The following is an 18,251-nucleotide window of genomic DNA, read 5'->3' as shown; positions in this document are numbered from 1 at the left end:
AAGCAGCTAGTGTATGATCATTCGTTTGCTTTTTGTGTACGACTGCATTCCATCACCTTCCACATACATCCTGTAGATACAAATACCGTTGTAATTGGCTCCATCCCATTCAACAGCATGTTCACCTTTCGGCAGATTATTTAGCTGCCAGCTTTTTAGCTTTCTTCCCAAAATGTCATAAATTGAGAGATCCACTTTGTCAACTCCCATTTCCAACTTAAAAGGAATAGTCGTGAGACCGGTAAACGGGTTCGGATAATTTTGCCCAAGATCAAAACCTGAATTGAGCTTCAACGTTTCTATAGCTGTTACATCACCTTTTAATTCCCAGTCGATGCTTTGACCTGAAGTATTACTAAGAATGGCTTCGAAAATCCAGTTATTTGTTTCATTCAATTTTAGCAAAGCCGTTTTTCCTTCGGAAATGGTGTTACCCGATAAACTATAGGCTAGAATTGTCAATTTTCCATCTTCAAATTTTCGTACCACTTCAAAACCGTCTAATGCTTCCAAAATTTCAACTTCCTGTTCCATTTTAACATCAGCCAGTGTAAATTGGATGCCACCTAATTCAACAGGCGAATCCACATAAACAATTCCATCCTCAATACTAATTTGTGCTAATCCAAATACACCTGCTTTTGTACTTCCCTCGGGTTTCATGATCAGATTAACCAGAGCCACAATATCCAGCACATTAATAGCTTCGTCGTAATTCACATCGGCTGCATCAAACAGGAAGGGCTCTGGATCATTTTCTAAAATATAGTTAACAACCGAAACAATATCAGATACATTTACAGACAGGTCACCATTGGCATCACCATTTGCTGAACTTAACGGACTTGCAGAAACGACTTTCGAATAATCTCCCTCCGAAAAATCGGTATTCAGAATGGTAAACATATAGTAATAAACTGAATCGGGTTCCACGCTGAAGTCTGTAAAAACCGAGTCTGTTAATAAATCTGCATTTAGCTTTACCGTATCAAGATCAGCTCCAAGACTCAAATACCGGTACACATTATACCCCAAAGTCTCTGTCTTATCCGAAAGAGGCCAAGTCAAATCAATCCTACCAATTCCGGGTGTAGCCATAAAATCAACGGACTGGGAGCTGGCAGCCTGTATCGTAAATTTAAAGCGATTTCTTTCGATTGGAATTTCAAAATGATCAAGATCTCTCGCGGACGCTACACGTATAGTATTCTCTCCATCTCCGGAAGTCTTGTCTATGTTCACGTATGCTGTCCACACCTTGTGGTCTGCACTCCAGTTGGCAGAATCAGCCACGATATTCTGTGTAAATGGAGACCGTACTCCAAATGTCAGAAATGGGACATATGTCGTATCCATTGCACGGTTAAAATAAACCGAAAATTTTGCGGGACCGCTTCCCAAAACAATAGGACCATCCTGAGGATTTTGATCATTAAGTTCTACTTTCCAGACAACTCCATGACATTGTTCTGAAGGAGACGTTAAAATATGATCAGGAATTAATACAGCTCTTGATGCGTCTTGAAAGAAATCAAGAATATGACTTTTTATCATACTACTATCAGTTGTCCCAAAATAATTAGTATCCAAGGCATAAATGTTCATTTCCCCTTGTATATCGATATCATATGTATCTTGCATATAATTATTGTTCATAAATATATTTTGGGTTATTTTTGGTAGCCAATTTGGATAATTGTATGTACTTAATAACGTAAATGGACTTCCCTTAATCCCATTATAGTTCACCGTATTATTCATCAATATGTTGTAATGAAAATCAGATAATCCTAAATACCTTATTGTTGCGAAACCACCATATGAACTTGTAGTATTTTCGTAAAAAAGATTATACGAATAATCTCCTTCTTCTTTTGTTTGAATAATGCAGGCATTATTATATCTAAATATTGAATGAGTAACTTTCTTTACATTTGGCAACAAAAATTCTGTATAGTCTGTCAATCCATCCTCAAAAATACAATATGAAAATTCATGATCACAGCTTGATTCAACAGAAATACCCTTCCACTTCATTCCGTCATCCGAAGCCTTAAAAGAAATCATACTATCTGGTTCCCCAACGGCTTGCAACCTACTAATAACAACCAAATACATCATTGATGTGAAGTTTAGCGTCACTCCTGGATCAATGACAAGAGAATCGATTACAGTAGGTCCTGTAACAATATAGTAGTTTTCAGGCGTTAAATGTAAATTCTGATAAACCCCATTAATCTCCAGACCATGTTCAACCTTTAAGGCCAAATCCTGATATACAGTATCCGATAATCCTTTTTGACAGATCATCAATTGAAAACTCACCATTCTTCCATCAGCAATGTTATTATTAAAAGAAATTCTTATGCCATCAGAACTAGATTTACTGGCATATTCAGAAACAGAACCAAACGAACAAGTATCTTTCAAAATTTGAGCAACTGTAGTATCTTCAAATTCCGCAAAGCGAAGTTTTGCATAAACATTATCTCCTAAACCTCCTGCATTTTTAATTCTTATTGATAAATCAACCGTTTCGCCAGCATCTATACGAGCATCGCCATCGCTCCCGTTTTGAACCGAATCTACGACGTTGTATCCAACGTAATATAAATCGGGCTCAGGATCACTAAATGTACATTTCATCAAATCCAATACACACGCCTTAAACATATTCTCCTTGATAGGCTGAATTAGTTTTGAAAAGAGCTGCTCATTCTTTAATTCGGGATATATACTTTTCATCACCGCAATTCCTCCAGCTAACAAGGGTGTTGCCATCGAGGTTCCGCTATAGCTACGATATTGTCCTCCGGGAACAGTACTTATAAAAGAAACTCCCGGTACACGCATTTCATAATTATAATCAAAATCATTGTAGTAAATCATTCCGTAAGGTCTGCCATCCGAGACAACAGGGCCGGTGGGATCAAAATTCGTAAACCATGCATCATTGCCAGACTGATCGGTGGCCTGAACACCCAATACCCAGTTATAACAAGCTGGATAATTCGGTTCATACGGTGGCCATGGCGGAAAAGGTAAATCTGTTTTTGTCGATTTATTCCCTGCTGCTGCAACAATCACACCGGTAGAATAAGCATATTCCAACGCCAGGCGTATTGTAGTTGATTCCCCCAGACTCGACCAACTATTACTGTAAATCGTACATCCGTTTTGTGATGCATACCAAATCCCCTCAGCGATCTGAGAATAATAACCTATTCCATTACTCTGAAAAACCTTTATAGGCATAATCTTTGCGCCCCAACTAGCTCCTGAAATACCGATACCATTGTTTGATTCAGCACCGGCGATTCCGGCACAGTGCGTTCCATGACTGTTGTCGTCCATCGGATTATTATCGTCATTTACAAAATCCCAGCCTCTAACATCATCTACAAATCCATTCCCGTCGTCATCAATGCCATTGTCTGGTATCTCACTTTTATTTTTCCAGATTTTATTTTTCAGGTCAGGATGCAACCAATCAACCCCTGTATCAAAAATCCCAATCACCTGAACTGAATCACCCTTATTATGAGCCCATAAGGAGTCGGCCTTTACGGCTTTCAAATACCACTGATCTTCAAAAAATGGATCGTCAGTATTCAACAGGTTCAATGAATTGCTTGAGGATATTAAATTCTTCTTATTTCTGTCCTCGGTGTTTGGATAAGTACCCCGAAATGAATCAGACGCGAAGTTGGAAATTGCAGCTACTCCATTAGGCTCTGCATAATCAACCTCTCCTAACTTATTGAGTTCCTTGACCACTTCATCCACAGAGGCGGTTGATGTGATTTCAATTTTAAAAATGTTGTCTAAGGATGACAGTGCCGTTTGGCTTCCATCCGGAAAAGTAATGAGTTTAGTAGATTTAAGTGTTTCGGAATTTTTAAACACCTTTTTCATACTCATAAATGACCACTTCTCGGCTAGAATATCAAAATCTTTTAGGCCAATGTTTGGTACCCCGTTTGATTTTAATCTATTTACTTCAACATTATCGTTAAACTTGACAATAACCTCTTTTATAATAGGTTCAGGATTAGCTGGATCAATAGCCAATGAATTAACAAAATTCTGAGCGTAATTCAATACCGGATTACAAAGAATAATAAGTGTAAATAACAGGGATACAAAACGTTTTTTCACAGATTTGGTTTTATCAAAGTTCATTTTTTAATATTGCGTCCTACCTTGGAAGTAGTATTGTTGAGTAATCAGGGGCTTGATATATTTGGGCTGCCAAAATAATCATAATAATCTTTATTGAATAATCATTCTCTTAGTTTTTGCATTGGAGATATTCCCTTTTTCTTTTATCTGCATTTTATAAACATACACACCCGGATTATTTCCACTCTGCCATTCTACATGGTGGCTTCCCTTATTCACTCCATCAAACTGCCATTGTTTTAACATTCTTCCCATGATGTCATAAACGGACAAAGAAACTTCCTCCACATCCATTTCAAGTTTGAAAGGAATGGTAGTTGTCCCGGTAAATGGATTCGGATAATTTTGTCCGAGTGAAAAGCCGGCATTCAATTTCATGGTTTCTATGGCTGTTACATCGCCTTTTAATTCCCAGTCGATGCTTTGCCCTGAAGTGTTACTTAGGATCGCTTCAAAGATCCAGCTATTTGTTTCATTCAATTTCAGCAAAGCCGTTTTTCCTTCAGAAATGGTGTTACCCGATAAACTATAGGCAAGAATGGTGAGTTTTCCATCTTCAAATTTCCGCACCACTTCAAAACCTTCCAGTGCTTCCAGAATTTCAACTTCCTGTTCCGATGTAACATCAGCCAAGGTAAACTGAATACCGCCCAGTTCAACAGGTGAATCCACATAAACAATTCCATCCTCGATGCTGATCTGCGCATTTCCAAATACACCGGTTTTCGCACCTCCTTCAGGATTAAGGATAATGTTAACAAGCGCTACAATATCAAGCACATTGATGGCTTCGTCACTGTTCACATCACCGGCCTCGTGAATAAATGGTTGCGGATTGTTTTCCAATATATAATTAACAACAGTTACAATATCAGAAACATTAACACTTAAATCACCGTTGGCATCACCTTTAGCGGCTGTGTATGGTGTAGCAGCTACCACTTTCGAAAAATCACTTTCGCTGAGGTTGGTACGAACGGTTTTGTAGCAGTAATAATATTTTATATCCGGAGTTACACTAAAATCGGTATAAAGTGTATCGGTAAGCAGAGAAGAATTAATTTGAAGGGTATCGCTGGTAACCGAGTCGTTAACAAAAGTATAACGATACATATTATAACCCAGTAGATCCTCTACTCCTTCCATAGGGTTTTCCCATTCCAAATCGACTAAACCCATGCCGGCTGTAGCCATAAATCCACTTGATAATGAACCGGCTCCATTAACAATTACCCGGAATCGGCGGTCTTCGATGGGAATTTCAAAATGGTCGGGATCCTGTGCTCCCGAAACACGAATGGTATTAATTCCATCTCCGGTTGTTAAACCAACATTTAAATAAACCGTGTAAATGGTGGAATCGGTACTCCAACTTCCATCTTCTGCAATGGAAGTTTGGGTATAAGGATAACGCACGCCCATTGATACTTGCGGAGTAATGGTAGTATCCATGGCTCGATTGAAGTACACTTCTATTTTTTGCCGACCAACGCCTACTGGGTCAAGCAAGTCAAATTCATCCTGGGCATCGATGCTATTTACTAATATCTTCCAGACAAAGCCGTGGTTGTCTATTGGTGGTATAAGCAATCTATTTGAAATATCAAGTAATGCCTTATCTCCATTATCTTCGAAGTCGTATATTGCGTCTTTAATTTTTATATCATTGGCAGTACCAAAATAATTTGGTGGAATCTGAATTATAGAAAAATTATCTTCATAAACCTCAATATTCATTTCTCTATCTTCTTGAATAAAATTATTCCAGATACTATTCGAAACGATACTATCAGGATAACTAAAATGATCTGAGATTGCTCCGGAGGCCGTATAATTATTTGAAATAACATTATTTTCTAACTTAGCTCTGTACAAACTAAAAAATACCGCTCGCCCTGGTTGATTTCTTGTAAAAACATTATTATAAAACTTGGAATATTTCAAGTTATATAACATATTCCATCCAAAGTTATCTTTAAAATAAACATTGGATATTAAAACCTTAGTCGAGTAACCATCGACGACAATAAGGTTGTTATTATCGTAACCATCGAATTTTCCACCGTATGATACAATCCCATAATTAAACGTTAATATTCCTGTAGAGGCAACTTTAATTCCTTGCCATGAATTTGACAAATCTCTTTTTGTAAATGTGATCAAACTGTCTGGCTTACCCAATGCTACTACTGTTCCTGCAGCTACTAACATTTTACTTTCTGCAAATTTCAAAGTCGTTCCCGGTTTAATAGTCAATGTCACTCCTTCAGCAACTGCCAAGTTATCTGTTATTATATAATGTTTGTTTGGATATAATGTTAAGTCTTCGTTTAACACTCCTTTTAACTCAATCCCGTTTTCTACACTTATTTTAATTGTCTTGATTTTCTCACCCAGACAGTCTCCATACCATGTTCTTAAATCAAAAACAATATCCCGTCCATCAGCAACCTCTTCTCCAATTATTATTTTCAGAGGAATTTCATTAAAACGTTTTGCATAGGCAGAAACACTTCCTATAGTAGCTGTATCCAATTGGATTTCTGCTACAGATTGATCTTCAAATTCGGCAAAATCAATTCCCACCATTACATCGGTTGCCTGTCCCCATGTATTTCGAACTGTAACTTTTAACTCAATTGTTTCTCCGGCATCTGCCCGTCCGTCCCCATCACCATCGATTGTATCAATCAGTTCGTAGGAAACAATATCCAGAACCGGTTCCGGTACACTATTTAATGCTTCCTGTAAATCAATATGCTGATTAATGGAATGGATCAAATTTCCAAACAACAATTCCTGCGATTCTTCCGGTTTTTGTTCGCGGTAAAGCGAAACAGCTCCTGCCACCAAAGGCGTTGCCATTGAAGTTCCACTGTATTCACGGTAATTTCCACCGGGAATGGAAGAAAGAATTCCTGCACCGGGTGCTTTTAACTCATAATTCAATAAATCAGAATAATTGGAAAATACAGGACCATCCTGGTCATAATTAGAGAAACCTGCACGCGCGGCAGAACTGTTTGCTTCTACTCCCAAAACAAATGAGAAAGCTGCTGGATACATGGGAGCACACCCAGAACCAGGTCCAATGCATTTGCTGTCATTTCCGGCAGCTGCCACTAAAACTGAAGTAGCATAAGCGTTTGCTAAAGCATCCTGCATGGCTAAAGATTTGGCATAGGAACCAAAACTCATGGAAATTACATTGGCGCCTTTTTCTGCGGCGTAGGTAATTCCCTGTGCAATGGTGGCTGCATCACCCTGTCCGGATGACTGGAAAACCTTTACCGGCAGAATACGTGCCTTCCAGTTTACACCGGCAATACCAATTCCATTGTCGCCTACTGCAGCTGCAATACCGGCACAATGTGTTCCATGCGAATTATCGTCGTAAGGTTCATTGTCGTTATTGATAAAATCCCAGCCCCAGGTATCGTCTACTTTTCCGTTTCCGTCGTCATCCTGTCCGTTCCCGGGTATTTCAGCATCGTTTTTCCATATATTCTTTTGGAGGTCCGGGTGATCTTTATCCACACCGGTATCCATAATGGCAATAATCGAAGTTGAATCTCCTTTGGTAGTATTCCAAACATCATCGATGTTACAAGCCGGAATCCCCCATTGCGAATTGTACAAAGGATCGTTGGGGATCAATCCGCTGGCAGTTTGCGAAATGTTGTAGTTAGTCGGCTGCTCCATTGCCTCCAGCATTGTCATTGCAGGTCCGGCCGGCTCAAAATCACCAATGGTATATATAAAATTGGGTTCAGCGTATTCCACTTCCGGCTGCTGCAGAAGTTCCTGAATGTATTCGTGAATATAAGCTTCCTGTGGCTGGTTCGACTTTAATACAGGCAGCGTGATTTTGTAAATATTGTGCAGACTGGGAACCTCCATGTCCTGTCCCAGCGGTGTTTTTACGATGTGACTGCTTTTTAGCCGTTCTGCTTTCGGGAAAAGCGGTTCGACGTTTTCTATTCTGGCAGTTTGCAAAACACGATCGATACCGGAAATACCGGTCGATTTTAATTGCGATCCGCTTTTTAGCTGTACCTCATCCTTAAAACGAAGAATGATCTCGTTGGGAACAAAGTTGAAACGGTCGGTTTGTGCCGCTGTTTCTCGTTGCCGAAGATCACGTCCTGTAAAATCGGATGGCTCATCCTGAGCATAAGTCAAATTTAAACTACGAAATAGAAAAAATGCAAGCAACAGAGGGAACAGATTAGTCTTCACTTTTTTGGTTTTTATTAAGGTTTATAATCAAATAATTAGCGTCCGGTCGTGAGATTCGTATTTCTATTGGGTAATCAGGGGCTTGATATATTTGTCTGCCAAAATAATCATAATAATCCTAATTGTACAATCATTCTCCCAATTTTATCAAGCAAGCCTTACTTAAAAGAGATATTTGATTATCATATATAAGACCAACATATTATAATTGAAGTTAATTAATTTAATTAATCAAAACTTTAGTGCTTTTTCTAATTCGAGCATTTTCGACCACCTGTATAATATACATGCCTTTACTGAAACCTCTTACATTCAAATATTCAATTTGATTCTCAATATTTTTTTGAAGAATTAACTTACCGAATGCATCAAAAATAAGTAGAGTCTCCTTTGATGAGACCGGGTCCTGAAATTTAATACTTACCTTCTCATGAGCGGGATTGGGATAAACAGAAATAGTCGATAATTTAAGTTCCAGAACCGACGTTAATACACTAATATGAATCGAAAAAACGGTATCAATTGTACTATTACCATCACTTGCAAAAATATTGATATTCCAATCTCCCAAAATATTCTCCTCATGTGGAATAGAGTCTGCGATTAATTCTGCTTTTCCATTTCCCTGGTCTGTCAAATTTAACCAGTCAGGTAAATTAATACCTAATATCGTCAGCGTATCGTATAGATCGGGATCATAAACCTCAATTAGCCCGGCATAGCTTTGCCCCAAAAATGCAGTATCTTCCGGCAGACTTATCCATTCCGGAGACTTGTTTAGTTGTTTCACCGTAATCTTTATCGTATCAGGTTCCGACCATAAATCTCCGTCACTCACTTTCAGTGTAACGAAGGCCATGGTATCTCGATGAATTTCATAGGTACTCAAAGTGGGTTGTTCTGCAAAAACATCGTCTAATACAAAATAATCCGAGTTCCACTTAAATACCAAAGTATCGCCTTCAGGATCGAAAGACATACTACCATCAAGAACGGCGACATCGCCTTCGTTTACAATCAAATTCGCTCCTGCAGAAGCCACCGGAGATAAATTGGAATGCAGAACAGTAATTGCAATAGTATCCGGAGTAGAGTAATCTTCACCGTCAAAAACAGTCAGCGTAAATAAGAATGTAGAATCTGCCAACAACCAGGGTGCTGTAAAAACAGCATTTTCATTCTCTGTATCTGAAAGAACACCTTCATTTAAACTTAACCATTGGTATGTTAATCCAGAAGGCGCATTATCTGGATCATAAGAATTACTTCCCTCAAGACTTATTTGTTCACCTTCATTTATCTCAGCTTTGGAACTAGCGACCGCAACGGGAGGAACATTAATATTTAAAATGGTTATATGAAGCGTATCATATGCTGAATAGCCTGATGAATTAGTAACTTTTAATACAGCATATACTGCAGTATCCGTCGTAAGCTCCGGGGTAACAAGTTTGGCAATTGCGGAATCGCTGTTAATTAATTCTGTCCGGTTGTCTGAAATCGTCCATTGCCAGCTTAGTACCAAACCGTCCGGGTCAAAAGAATTCGTTCCATCCAACATTAAAGTATCCTTTTCTGCAATCACTACAGGGCCTAAACCGGCATCTGCAACCGGTCCCGAAGTAACATTCAAAACTGTTACCACTACCGTGTCCGGAGACGAAATATTCTCAGCATCATTCACTTCCAACACGACACGGTAATCTTTATTCGCTTCTACCTGTGGAGCTGTAAATGATGGAGAAATTTCATTTGAGTTAATTAAACCCAAAGTATCCAAATCGGACCAACTATACACTAATGAACTCTGGTCTAAATCATAAGAGCCACTACCATCCAATTGACCTGATTCCCCCTCGTATAACTGAATATCGAATCCTGCATCTGACTTTGGAATATAATTGAAATTACCACTTAATGAAACGTAAACTGTTGCCCCAATTTCAAAATTTCTTGGAGCGATTTCACTCCCATTTTTAGGATTATAGAACTTTACACTATCGATATCTATTAGCTGGTCCTCCGACTTATCCCAAATTTTAAAAGCAATTGTATCTCCAGAAATAAAACCGTCTTTCTCACCCGTCTCGGAATCATCGGCACCAGCCACTGCCGATTGAGTAATAGCATCCAGAGTTTCCTCCAGATTTTTCTGCAATACTACAACTCCTACACATAGATCACCATCGAATATCCCGACTTCATCGCCAGCAACCAGATCAACACCATTTACTTTTACATCCAGTATATTTATATTCATCGCACTGGTAAAATCACCGGTCGGCTGAAATTTTGTTTGGGCATTACAAACAACAAATCCAAACAGCACAAACATATTAATGAATAGGGCTAAGTGTTTCAAATCTTTTATAGTTTTATTTCTATTCTGTTGAACGACTTAAAGATAAATGCTTTCCCAAAAATAAAAAGAAATTATCACCTTTTTGTACCACTAAAAAAACGTAACCCTAACAAATTGTTATCGTTTAGAGATAATTAAATCTCTAATTTTATATTTGCAAATTTTTCTTTACATTTGATAAAACAGCATTATATTGTAGTGAAGATATTAATGTCAGGACCCGTTTTAAATGTTGTGAATATGTAGGACCTAAAACTATTAAATGACCAATTAAACAACCAACACAGAATATATGGAAATAATTTTAATCCTTTCAGCACTTATACTCAGTTTCGCATTAGTTTTGGTTGCCATTCCACCAATCATACGTATAGCTAAAGCCAAACACCTCTTTGAACCCTTTGAGGAAAGAAAAATTCACACAAAAATAGTTCCGCCTTTGGGAGGAGTTGCCATTTTTATAGGTTTTACTTTAAGTAGTATTTTTGCTACCGACGGATTAAAATTTGACTCGCTAAAATATATCTATGCCGCTGTGTTATTAATGTTTTTTATCGGTCTGAAAGATGATTTAATGGTCATCTCTGCAAAAAAGAAACTTGTTATTCAGCTAATTGCTGCCGTACTATTAATTGTTTTTGGGAATATTCAACTTACAGGTTTACATGGCATGTTAGGCGAATACAACATTGGCCGACTGACTGGTTTTTCGCTGACCCTGTTTGCCATGATTGTTATTATAAATGCCTTCAACCTTATTGATGGTGTTGATGGACTGGCATCTGGGCTAGGCATACTGGCATCAACTGTATATGGAACTTGGTTCTATTTAAGTGGAAACTATGTATTGGCAATTATGGCATTTGCATTAGCAGGAAGTTTGGCAGCTTTCTTTCTTTACAATGTTTTTGGACACACCAATAAACTGTTTATGGGCGATACAGGATCGCTTATCATTGGGATGCTTATTTCTGTGATGGTTATTTATTTTAACGAATTGAATCTAACTGCACCAGAACCATACAGAATAGGAGGAGCTCCAGCCGTTTCTTTTGCCATTATTATTGTACCGCTTATTGACACTTTAAGAGTGATGACTATACGAATCCGACAACGTCGTTCACCTTTTTCTCCGGATAAAAATCATATCCATCATCGTTTACTCTCGCTGCTTAATTCGCACCTAAAAGTTACTTTTACTATTTTAGCCGGCAACGTTATTTTAATCGCAATTGCCCTTGGACTTAATCATTTGAGACTAAATGTTAATCTGCAGTTTATAATTATTTTCGGTTTAGGTTTAGTTTTCTCATTCATTCCTTCATACTTACTTCAGCGTAAAGAAGCAAGAAAAACTAAGAAGGCGTATCCTGCATAAAAATTCAGAGTTCAACATATTTTCGTTTTAGAAAACGAAGAACTTAGAAGAGGCGCTAATTGAAATTCAACATTTCGGTTAACGCCTTTCTAGTTACATTTGATTCCTCTAATCCCCCAACTTAATACCTTAAAATCCCATCAATAATTTATCATTAATCCCTTTTAAACATTTGCTGCATAACACTTTTATTTCTGACCAATAACATTTTATGGGCAGTGCATTTTCTTTACATTTATAAGAAATCATAAAACATACTGCCATGCCTAAAATCCGTAGAGTCGATGCACTGAACTACCACAAAAAAAACAGACCTGGAAAAATAGAGGTTGTTCCAACAAAACCACATAATACACAATACGATCTTTCGCTGGCCTATACGCCGGGGGTCGCACAACCTTGCCTCGAAATTGAAAAGAACAAGGAGAATGTGTATAAATACACCTCCAAAGGGAACCTGGTAGCAGTGATCTCAAACGGCACAGCTGTTTTGGGACTGGGAGATATTGGTCCGGAAGCAGGAAAACCTGTTATGGAAGGAAAAGGACTGCTATTTAAGATTTTTGCAGATGTAGATGTTTTCGACATCGAGGTTGATGAAAAAGATCCCGACAAATTAATAGAAGTAGTCAAGGCAATTGCTCCAACTTTTGGAGGTATTAATTTGGAAGATATAAAAGCACCTGAATGTTTTAAAATTGAAGAAACACTTCGCAAAGAACTGGATATTCCTGTTTTTCACGACGATCAACATGGAACCGCAATCATATCAGCAGCTGCTCTTATAAATGCACTTGAGTTGAATAAGAAACTCATTGAAGATATACAAGTAGTGGTAAGCGGCGCGGGAGCAGCCGCCGTGTCGTGTGCCAAGCTATATATCAGCATGGGCGTTGAGCCTGAAAACATTGTAATGGTCGACAGCAAAGGGGTGATCAACCGCGAACGTACCGATCTGAACGAAGTAAAACAGCAGTTTATCACCAGCCGAAAAATAAATACCCTGGAAGAAGCCATGAAAGATGCCGATGTATTTCTTGGATTGTCGATTGCTGGTGTTGTCAGCAAAAAAATGGTTAAGTCGATGGCTAAAAATCCAATTGTTTTTGCAATGGCCAATCCAAATCCCGAGATATCGTATGAAGATGCTACAGCAGCACGTAAAGATATTATTATGGCTACCGGACGTAGCGATTACCCCAATCAGATTAATAATGTGTTGGGCTTTCCGTTTATATTTCGAGGAGCTTTGGATGTTAGAGCAACAACAATAAACGAAGAAATGAAAATTGCGGCTGCCAAAGCGCTGGCGAAACTTGCCAAGGAATATGTCCCGGAAATGGTTGCCAAGGCCTACAATATGACCAACATTGTATTTGGCAAAGACTACATTATTCCCAAACCGCTTGATCCGCGGTTGATCACTACCGTTTCTTCTGCCGTTGCACATACCGCAATGGAAACCGGTGTAGCCCGGAAACCGATAAAAAGCTGGGCAGCCTACGAACGTGAACTCACCGAACGCCTCGGAATCGACAACCGACTGATAATGGCGATTCGTACCAAGGCCAAACAAAATCCAAAACGTATTGTATTTGCAGAGGCAAATAGTTTTCGCATTCTGAAAGCTGTTCAATTTGTTATCCGCGAAGGAATTGCAAAACCAATTCTTCTGGGTAACAAAGAAAAAATTCATGCGCTCATTAAAGAAAATCAACTGGATATCGACAATGTTCCAATTATTGATCTTTGTGAATCGGTAAGCGACGAAAAACGTCATCATTTTGCAAAAATCCTCTATGAAAAACGTAAACGCAAAGGTATGACCTACAATGAAGCGGTGGAAAAAATGATGAATCGCGACTATTACGGTTCGATGATGGTGGAAACAGGCGAAGCAGATGCATTTATTTCAGGATTTTCCAGAAAATACTCTTCTACCATCCGTCCTACGTTGCAGGTAATTGGAGTAAAAAAGGAATACAATCACATCGCAGGTATGTATATGCTGTTAACAAAACGTGGCCCGTTATTCCTGGCCGACACCACAGTTAATATGAATCCTTCAGCGCAAACGCTGTACGATACCACTTTACTTACTGCGGCCGAAGTTCGCAAGTTTAATATCGAACCGCGCATTGCACTTCTGTCGTACTCCAACTTTGGAGCCTATAAAGGTGAAGGCAGCCCAATAAGAGTAAAAGAAGCTGTGCAAATGTTACAGGAAAAGAATCCGGATTTGATTGTTGACGGCGAGATGCAAGCCAATTACGCCTTAAACGGTAAATTGCGTTATTCACGATATCCTTTTAATAAATTGGGCGATCAGGATGCCAATACGCTTATTTTCCCCAATTTGAGTTCAGGCAATATTACCTACAAGATTTTACAGGCACTTGGCCCTTACGAGGCAATCGGGCCGATTTTGATGGGCATGAAAAAACCCATCCATATTTTGCAACGCGACAGCACCGTGCGCGAAATCATTAACATGACAGCCATTGCTGTTATCGACGCACAGGAAAGTAGTCTTGATTAAGATTAAACTTTTTTCTAGAATAAAACATGCCGGAAATCTATTAACTCCGGCATGTTTTATCATTGGTAACTTTTTCCCTTTCGTTAAAATCCCACTCCAAATCCTACACTAATATAGGGTTCCCAGTCTTTATAAGGCGAATTTTCGTGATTCAACACATCAAATAAAACCTGAATATTCAACCATGTATTTTGTGATATGGGCTGACTGTAACCACCACCAACATAAAACATCGGAGCAAGTTTCCGATCTTCATCACCATCCGAATAAAACCACTTATAACTCATTAACGAAAACTCGGTATGCCCATACAATCGTGGTGTTACGCGATAGCGGCTGAAGATACTGGCCCCATAATTCGAACCATTCTGATCGTCGATGTATCGGCTGTCGCTAATATATTCGTACGATAGCTGAGTTCCAACCGACAATTTTGGTGTAAGTTTATACGCCACCAGTGGCTGCGCACCAATCACGCTGTAATTCTTACTAAAATTCATCGTAACATAACCGCCATAATAAATTCTGCTTTTGTCCAGTTTTGGCTTGGGTAAATTTGTTTCTTCCTGCTGGTCAACTGCCGTTGTATCCTGCACTTGTGCAAATACTGAAACTGTAACGAAAATAAGCATGAAAAGTAAAAATGAAATTTTCATTGTAAGTGGATTTAATTTTATCTGAATAAGATACGTATAATTTAGGTTTCGATGCAATGAATTACGCATGGAAAAGTCAGGATAGACATCTCTATGCGAAAAATTGCTTTCTCGTATCATATTTTAAAATTCAACACTATTTTTGCTTCTATGAATATCGATAAATATCCATCGCGGCTATTGGAAGCGGCTGTAAACGAATTCTCAAAATTACCCGGCATAGGAAGGAAGAGTGCTTTGCGCCTGGTTTTGCACCTTTTGCGCCAAGACAAAGAAGAAGTCAACTCATTCGGCAACAGCCTGATACAACTTCGAAACGAAATAAAACACTGTAAAGTTTGCCATAACATTTCGGATAGCGAAACTTGCCAGATCTGTTCTAATCCGTCGCGCAACGAAAGTGTAATTTGTGTGGTGGAGAATATTCGCGATGTAATGTCGGTGGAAAATACGCACCAGTTTAACGGACTTTACCATGTTCTGGGAGGTATTATTTCACCGATGGATGGAATCGGGCCGGCTGAACTGGAAATCGATTCGTTGATTGAAAGGGTAGATTCAGGTAAAGTCGTCGAAATTATTTTGGCGCTTTCAACAACTATGGAAGGCGATACTACAAACTTCTATATCTATCGAAAAATGAAAGGTAGAGAAGTAAAAATCTCTACGCTGGCGAGAGGAGTTTCGATTGGCGACGAATTGGAATACACCGACGAAATCACACTTGGACGTTCACTAACGAATCGCGTTCCTTTCGAAAGTTCGTTGGGAAAATAAAATTCGCATCAGAAAGCCGGATTTTTTTCGTTATGAAAAGGAAACCTTACATTTGAGAATCATTATTATGCAACCTTAAAAGTCGTTTTCGAAAACTGACTGCTAAAACAGAACCAGTCTTTTCGGAAACTCCAGCTCTGAAAAATGGATATTTCAATTGTTATTGTCAACTACAACGTAAAACATTTTCTGGAACAGTGCCTTCACTCGGTTGAAAAGGCTTTAAAGAACGTGCAAGGCGAAGTTTTTGTTGTTGATAATAACTCAGTTGATGGCTCTGCGCAGTTGATCAATGAGAAATTCCCCCATGTTACTTTTATTCAAAACACTGAAAATGTGGGTTTCTCACGAGCCAATAACCAGGCCATTCTGCAGGCAAATGGAAAATATATGTTGCTGCTAAATCCTGACACTGTTGTTGAGGAAGATACCTTTGAAAAAGTGATTTCTTTTATGGAAGCACATCCCGATGTCGGAGGACTTGGCGTTAAAATGATCGATGGCAAAGGTGTTTTTCTGCCCGAATCAAAACGAGGATTGCCAACTCCCTGGGTAGCATTTTATAAAATGTTTGGTCTTTCGAAGCTTTTCCCGAAATCACGTAAATTCGGAAAATATCACCTCTCCTACCTTAGCATGGATGAAGTTCATGAAATTGATGTGCTGGCCGGTGCTTTTATGTTACTGCGCAAATCGGCACTCGACAAGGTTGGTTTGCTGGACGAAACCTTTTTCATGTACGGCGAAGACATCGACTTATCATACCGCATTCAAAAAGGGGGATATAAAAATTATTACTATCCCGAAACGACAATTATCCATTATAAAGGAGAAAGTACTAAAAAAGGCTCGCTGAATTACGTGAAGGTATTTTACAATGCGATGGTAATTTTTGCTCGCAAACATTTCTCGGGAAGTAAAGCAAATGTTTTTGCTTTGTTAATTCACCTGGCCATTTATTTCCGTGCGTTGTTATCAGCCTCAAAACGTGTTTTGCAAAAAATCTATATTCCGGTCGTTGATGCTATGCTAATTTTCGCCGGATTCTGGCTGATCACTCCATCATGGGAACAATTCCGGTTTCATCAGCCCGATTATTACCCGCCCGAATTTATGCAATTTGTGGTTCCGGTTTACAGCTTGTTTTTTCTCTTTGGCATCTTGTTTTCCGGTGGTTATAAAAAGCCGGTGAGCATCTACAAAGTAAGCCGTGGTGTTCTTTGGGGATTAATTTCGTTGTTGCTGGCTTATTCGCTCGTTGATGAACAATACCGCTTTTCGCGTGCATTAATTCTACTTGGCACTGCCTGGTCGGGAATTATCCTGATCGCATACCGTTTGTTGGGGCACTGGCTAAAACTGAGCGATTTCAGACTTTACTCGCAGCGTATCCGTAAAATTGCTATTGTGGGGCATTCGAAAGAAGCACGCCGAATTCAACAGCTTCTGGAAGAAACCCGGATTCGATCGCAACTGGCAGGATTTATTGCCATCGACGGTAACGATAAAGGCAAAAATTATATGGGAGAACTGAGCCAACTGGAAGAGATCATTCGAATTAACCGCATTGATGAAATTGTTTTTTGTGCAGAAAACATTAGCTCGGCCGAAATCATTAAAGCCATGCTCGATCTTAGCCGTTTGGATATTGACTACAAAATTGCACCACCCGAAAGTGCTAGTATCATCGGAAGTAATTCCATTCACACTGCCGGCGACTTATACGTGGTGAATCTCAATGCCATTTCAAAAAGAGGAAATAAGCGCAGAAAAAGATTACTGGATCTGGTGACTTCAATACTGATTTTATGTCTGAGCCCGGTTTTAATCTGGTTCACCTCAAAAAAAGGAAACTTCATTACAAATATTTTCAGCGTAATTTCCGGGAAGAAATCCTGGATCGGATACATTCCCGGCGTTGCAGATGAAAGCAAACTTCCATCGATTAAAGAGGGAGTTTTAAATCCGGGTGATATGTTTCCGACACTTCAGTTGGATAAAGAAAAATCTATCCAGCTGAACCGGTTGTATGCAAAAGATTACAATGTACTTTCTGACGTTGAATTATTATTGAAAGCCTGGAAACACCTCGATCGTTGATCAACCAAAAACGACTAA

The 18,251-nt window shown here is 39.0% G+C and carries 8 protein-coding genes; 4 read left to right on the top strand and 4 right to left on the bottom strand.

Annotation, left to right across the window (positions count from 1 at the left end):
* Positions 1-6: 6 nt before the first annotated feature.
* The 3 genes from SLH46_RS08785 to SLH46_RS08775 form a co-directional block, all read right to left on the bottom strand.
* The gene (locus tag SLH46_RS08785) at positions 7-4,182 is read right to left on the bottom strand and encodes a S8 family serine peptidase (RefSeq protein ID WP_320280800.1); all 4,176 of its coding nucleotides are present in this window, start codon (positions 4,180-4,182) and stop codon (positions 7-9) included.
* A 90-nt stretch (positions 4,183-4,272) separates the two neighbouring features.
* The gene (locus SLH46_RS08780) at positions 4,273-8,421 is read right to left on the bottom strand and encodes a S8 family serine peptidase (RefSeq protein WP_320280799.1); all 4,149 of its coding nucleotides are present in this window, start codon (positions 8,419-8,421) and stop codon (positions 4,273-4,275) included.
* Positions 8,422-8,644: 223 nt separating this feature from the next.
* Entirely contained in the window at positions 8,645-10,783 is a 2,139-nt protein-coding gene (locus tag SLH46_RS08775) for a PKD domain-containing protein (protein ID WP_320280798.1), read from the bottom strand.
* 292 nt (positions 10,784-11,075) lie between these two features.
* On the opposite strand from SLH46_RS08775, the gene SLH46_RS08770 reads away from it, so the two are divergent.
* A complete protein-coding gene (locus SLH46_RS08770) occupies positions 11,076-12,161 on the top strand; it encodes an MraY family glycosyltransferase (RefSeq protein ID WP_320280797.1) in 1,086 nt (361 codons plus the stop codon).
* 262 nt (positions 12,162-12,423) lie between these two features.
* Positions 12,424-14,700 (top strand): NADP-dependent malic enzyme, encoded by a 2,277-nt coding sequence (locus SLH46_RS08765; RefSeq protein WP_320280796.1) that lies wholly within the window; start codon positions 12,424-12,426, stop codon positions 14,698-14,700.
* 83 nt (positions 14,701-14,783) lie between these two features.
* On the opposite strand, the gene SLH46_RS08760 is transcribed toward SLH46_RS08765, so the two are convergent.
* The gene (locus SLH46_RS08760; RefSeq protein ID WP_320280795.1) at positions 14,784-15,356 is read right to left on the bottom strand and encodes a hypothetical protein; all 573 of its coding nucleotides are present in this window, start codon (positions 15,354-15,356) and stop codon (positions 14,784-14,786) included.
* A gap of 150 nt (positions 15,357-15,506) precedes the next feature.
* Between SLH46_RS08760 and recR the strand changes: the two genes are divergently transcribed.
* Positions 15,507-16,133: a recombination mediator RecR gene (gene recR / locus SLH46_RS08755; RefSeq protein WP_320280794.1), complete on the top strand. Its 627-nt coding sequence runs from the start codon at positions 15,507-15,509 to the stop codon at positions 16,131-16,133.
* Positions 16,134-16,277: 144 nt separating this feature from the next.
* Complete coding sequence (locus SLH46_RS08750) at positions 16,278-18,233, top strand: glycosyltransferase (RefSeq protein WP_320280793.1); 1,956 nt, start codon at positions 16,278-16,280, stop codon at positions 18,231-18,233.
* Positions 18,234-18,251 lie beyond the last annotated feature (18 nt).

The sequence above is a fragment of the Draconibacterium sp. IB214405 genome, from assembly GCF_033963885.1.
In the GTDB taxonomy this organism is placed as follows: Bacteria; Bacteroidota; Bacteroidia; order Bacteroidales; family Prolixibacteraceae; genus Draconibacterium.
Note: the sequence above shows the minus strand (reverse complement) of the source record. Positions and strands in the feature narration are given on the sequence as shown.

Bases quoted from the DNA above. Each gene is read 5' to 3' on its own strand.
- SLH46_RS08785 (WP_320280800.1), bottom strand. From the start codon at position 4,182: ATGAACTTTGATAAAACCAAATCTGTGAAAAAACGTTTTGTATCCCTG.
- SLH46_RS08770 (WP_320280797.1), top strand. From the start codon at position 11,076: ATGGAAATAATTTTAATCCTTTCAGCACTTATACTCAGTTTCGCATTA.
- SLH46_RS08765 (WP_320280796.1), top strand. From the start codon at position 12,424: ATGCCTAAAATCCGTAGAGTCGATGCACTGAACTACCACAAAAAAAAC.
- SLH46_RS08760 (WP_320280795.1), bottom strand. From the start codon at position 15,356: ATGAAAATTTCATTTTTACTTTTCATGCTTATTTTCGTTACAGTTTCA.
- recR (WP_320280794.1), top strand. From the start codon at position 15,507: ATGAATATCGATAAATATCCATCGCGGCTATTGGAAGCGGCTGTAAAC.
- SLH46_RS08750 (WP_320280793.1), top strand. From the start codon at position 16,278: ATGGATATTTCAATTGTTATTGTCAACTACAACGTAAAACATTTTCTG.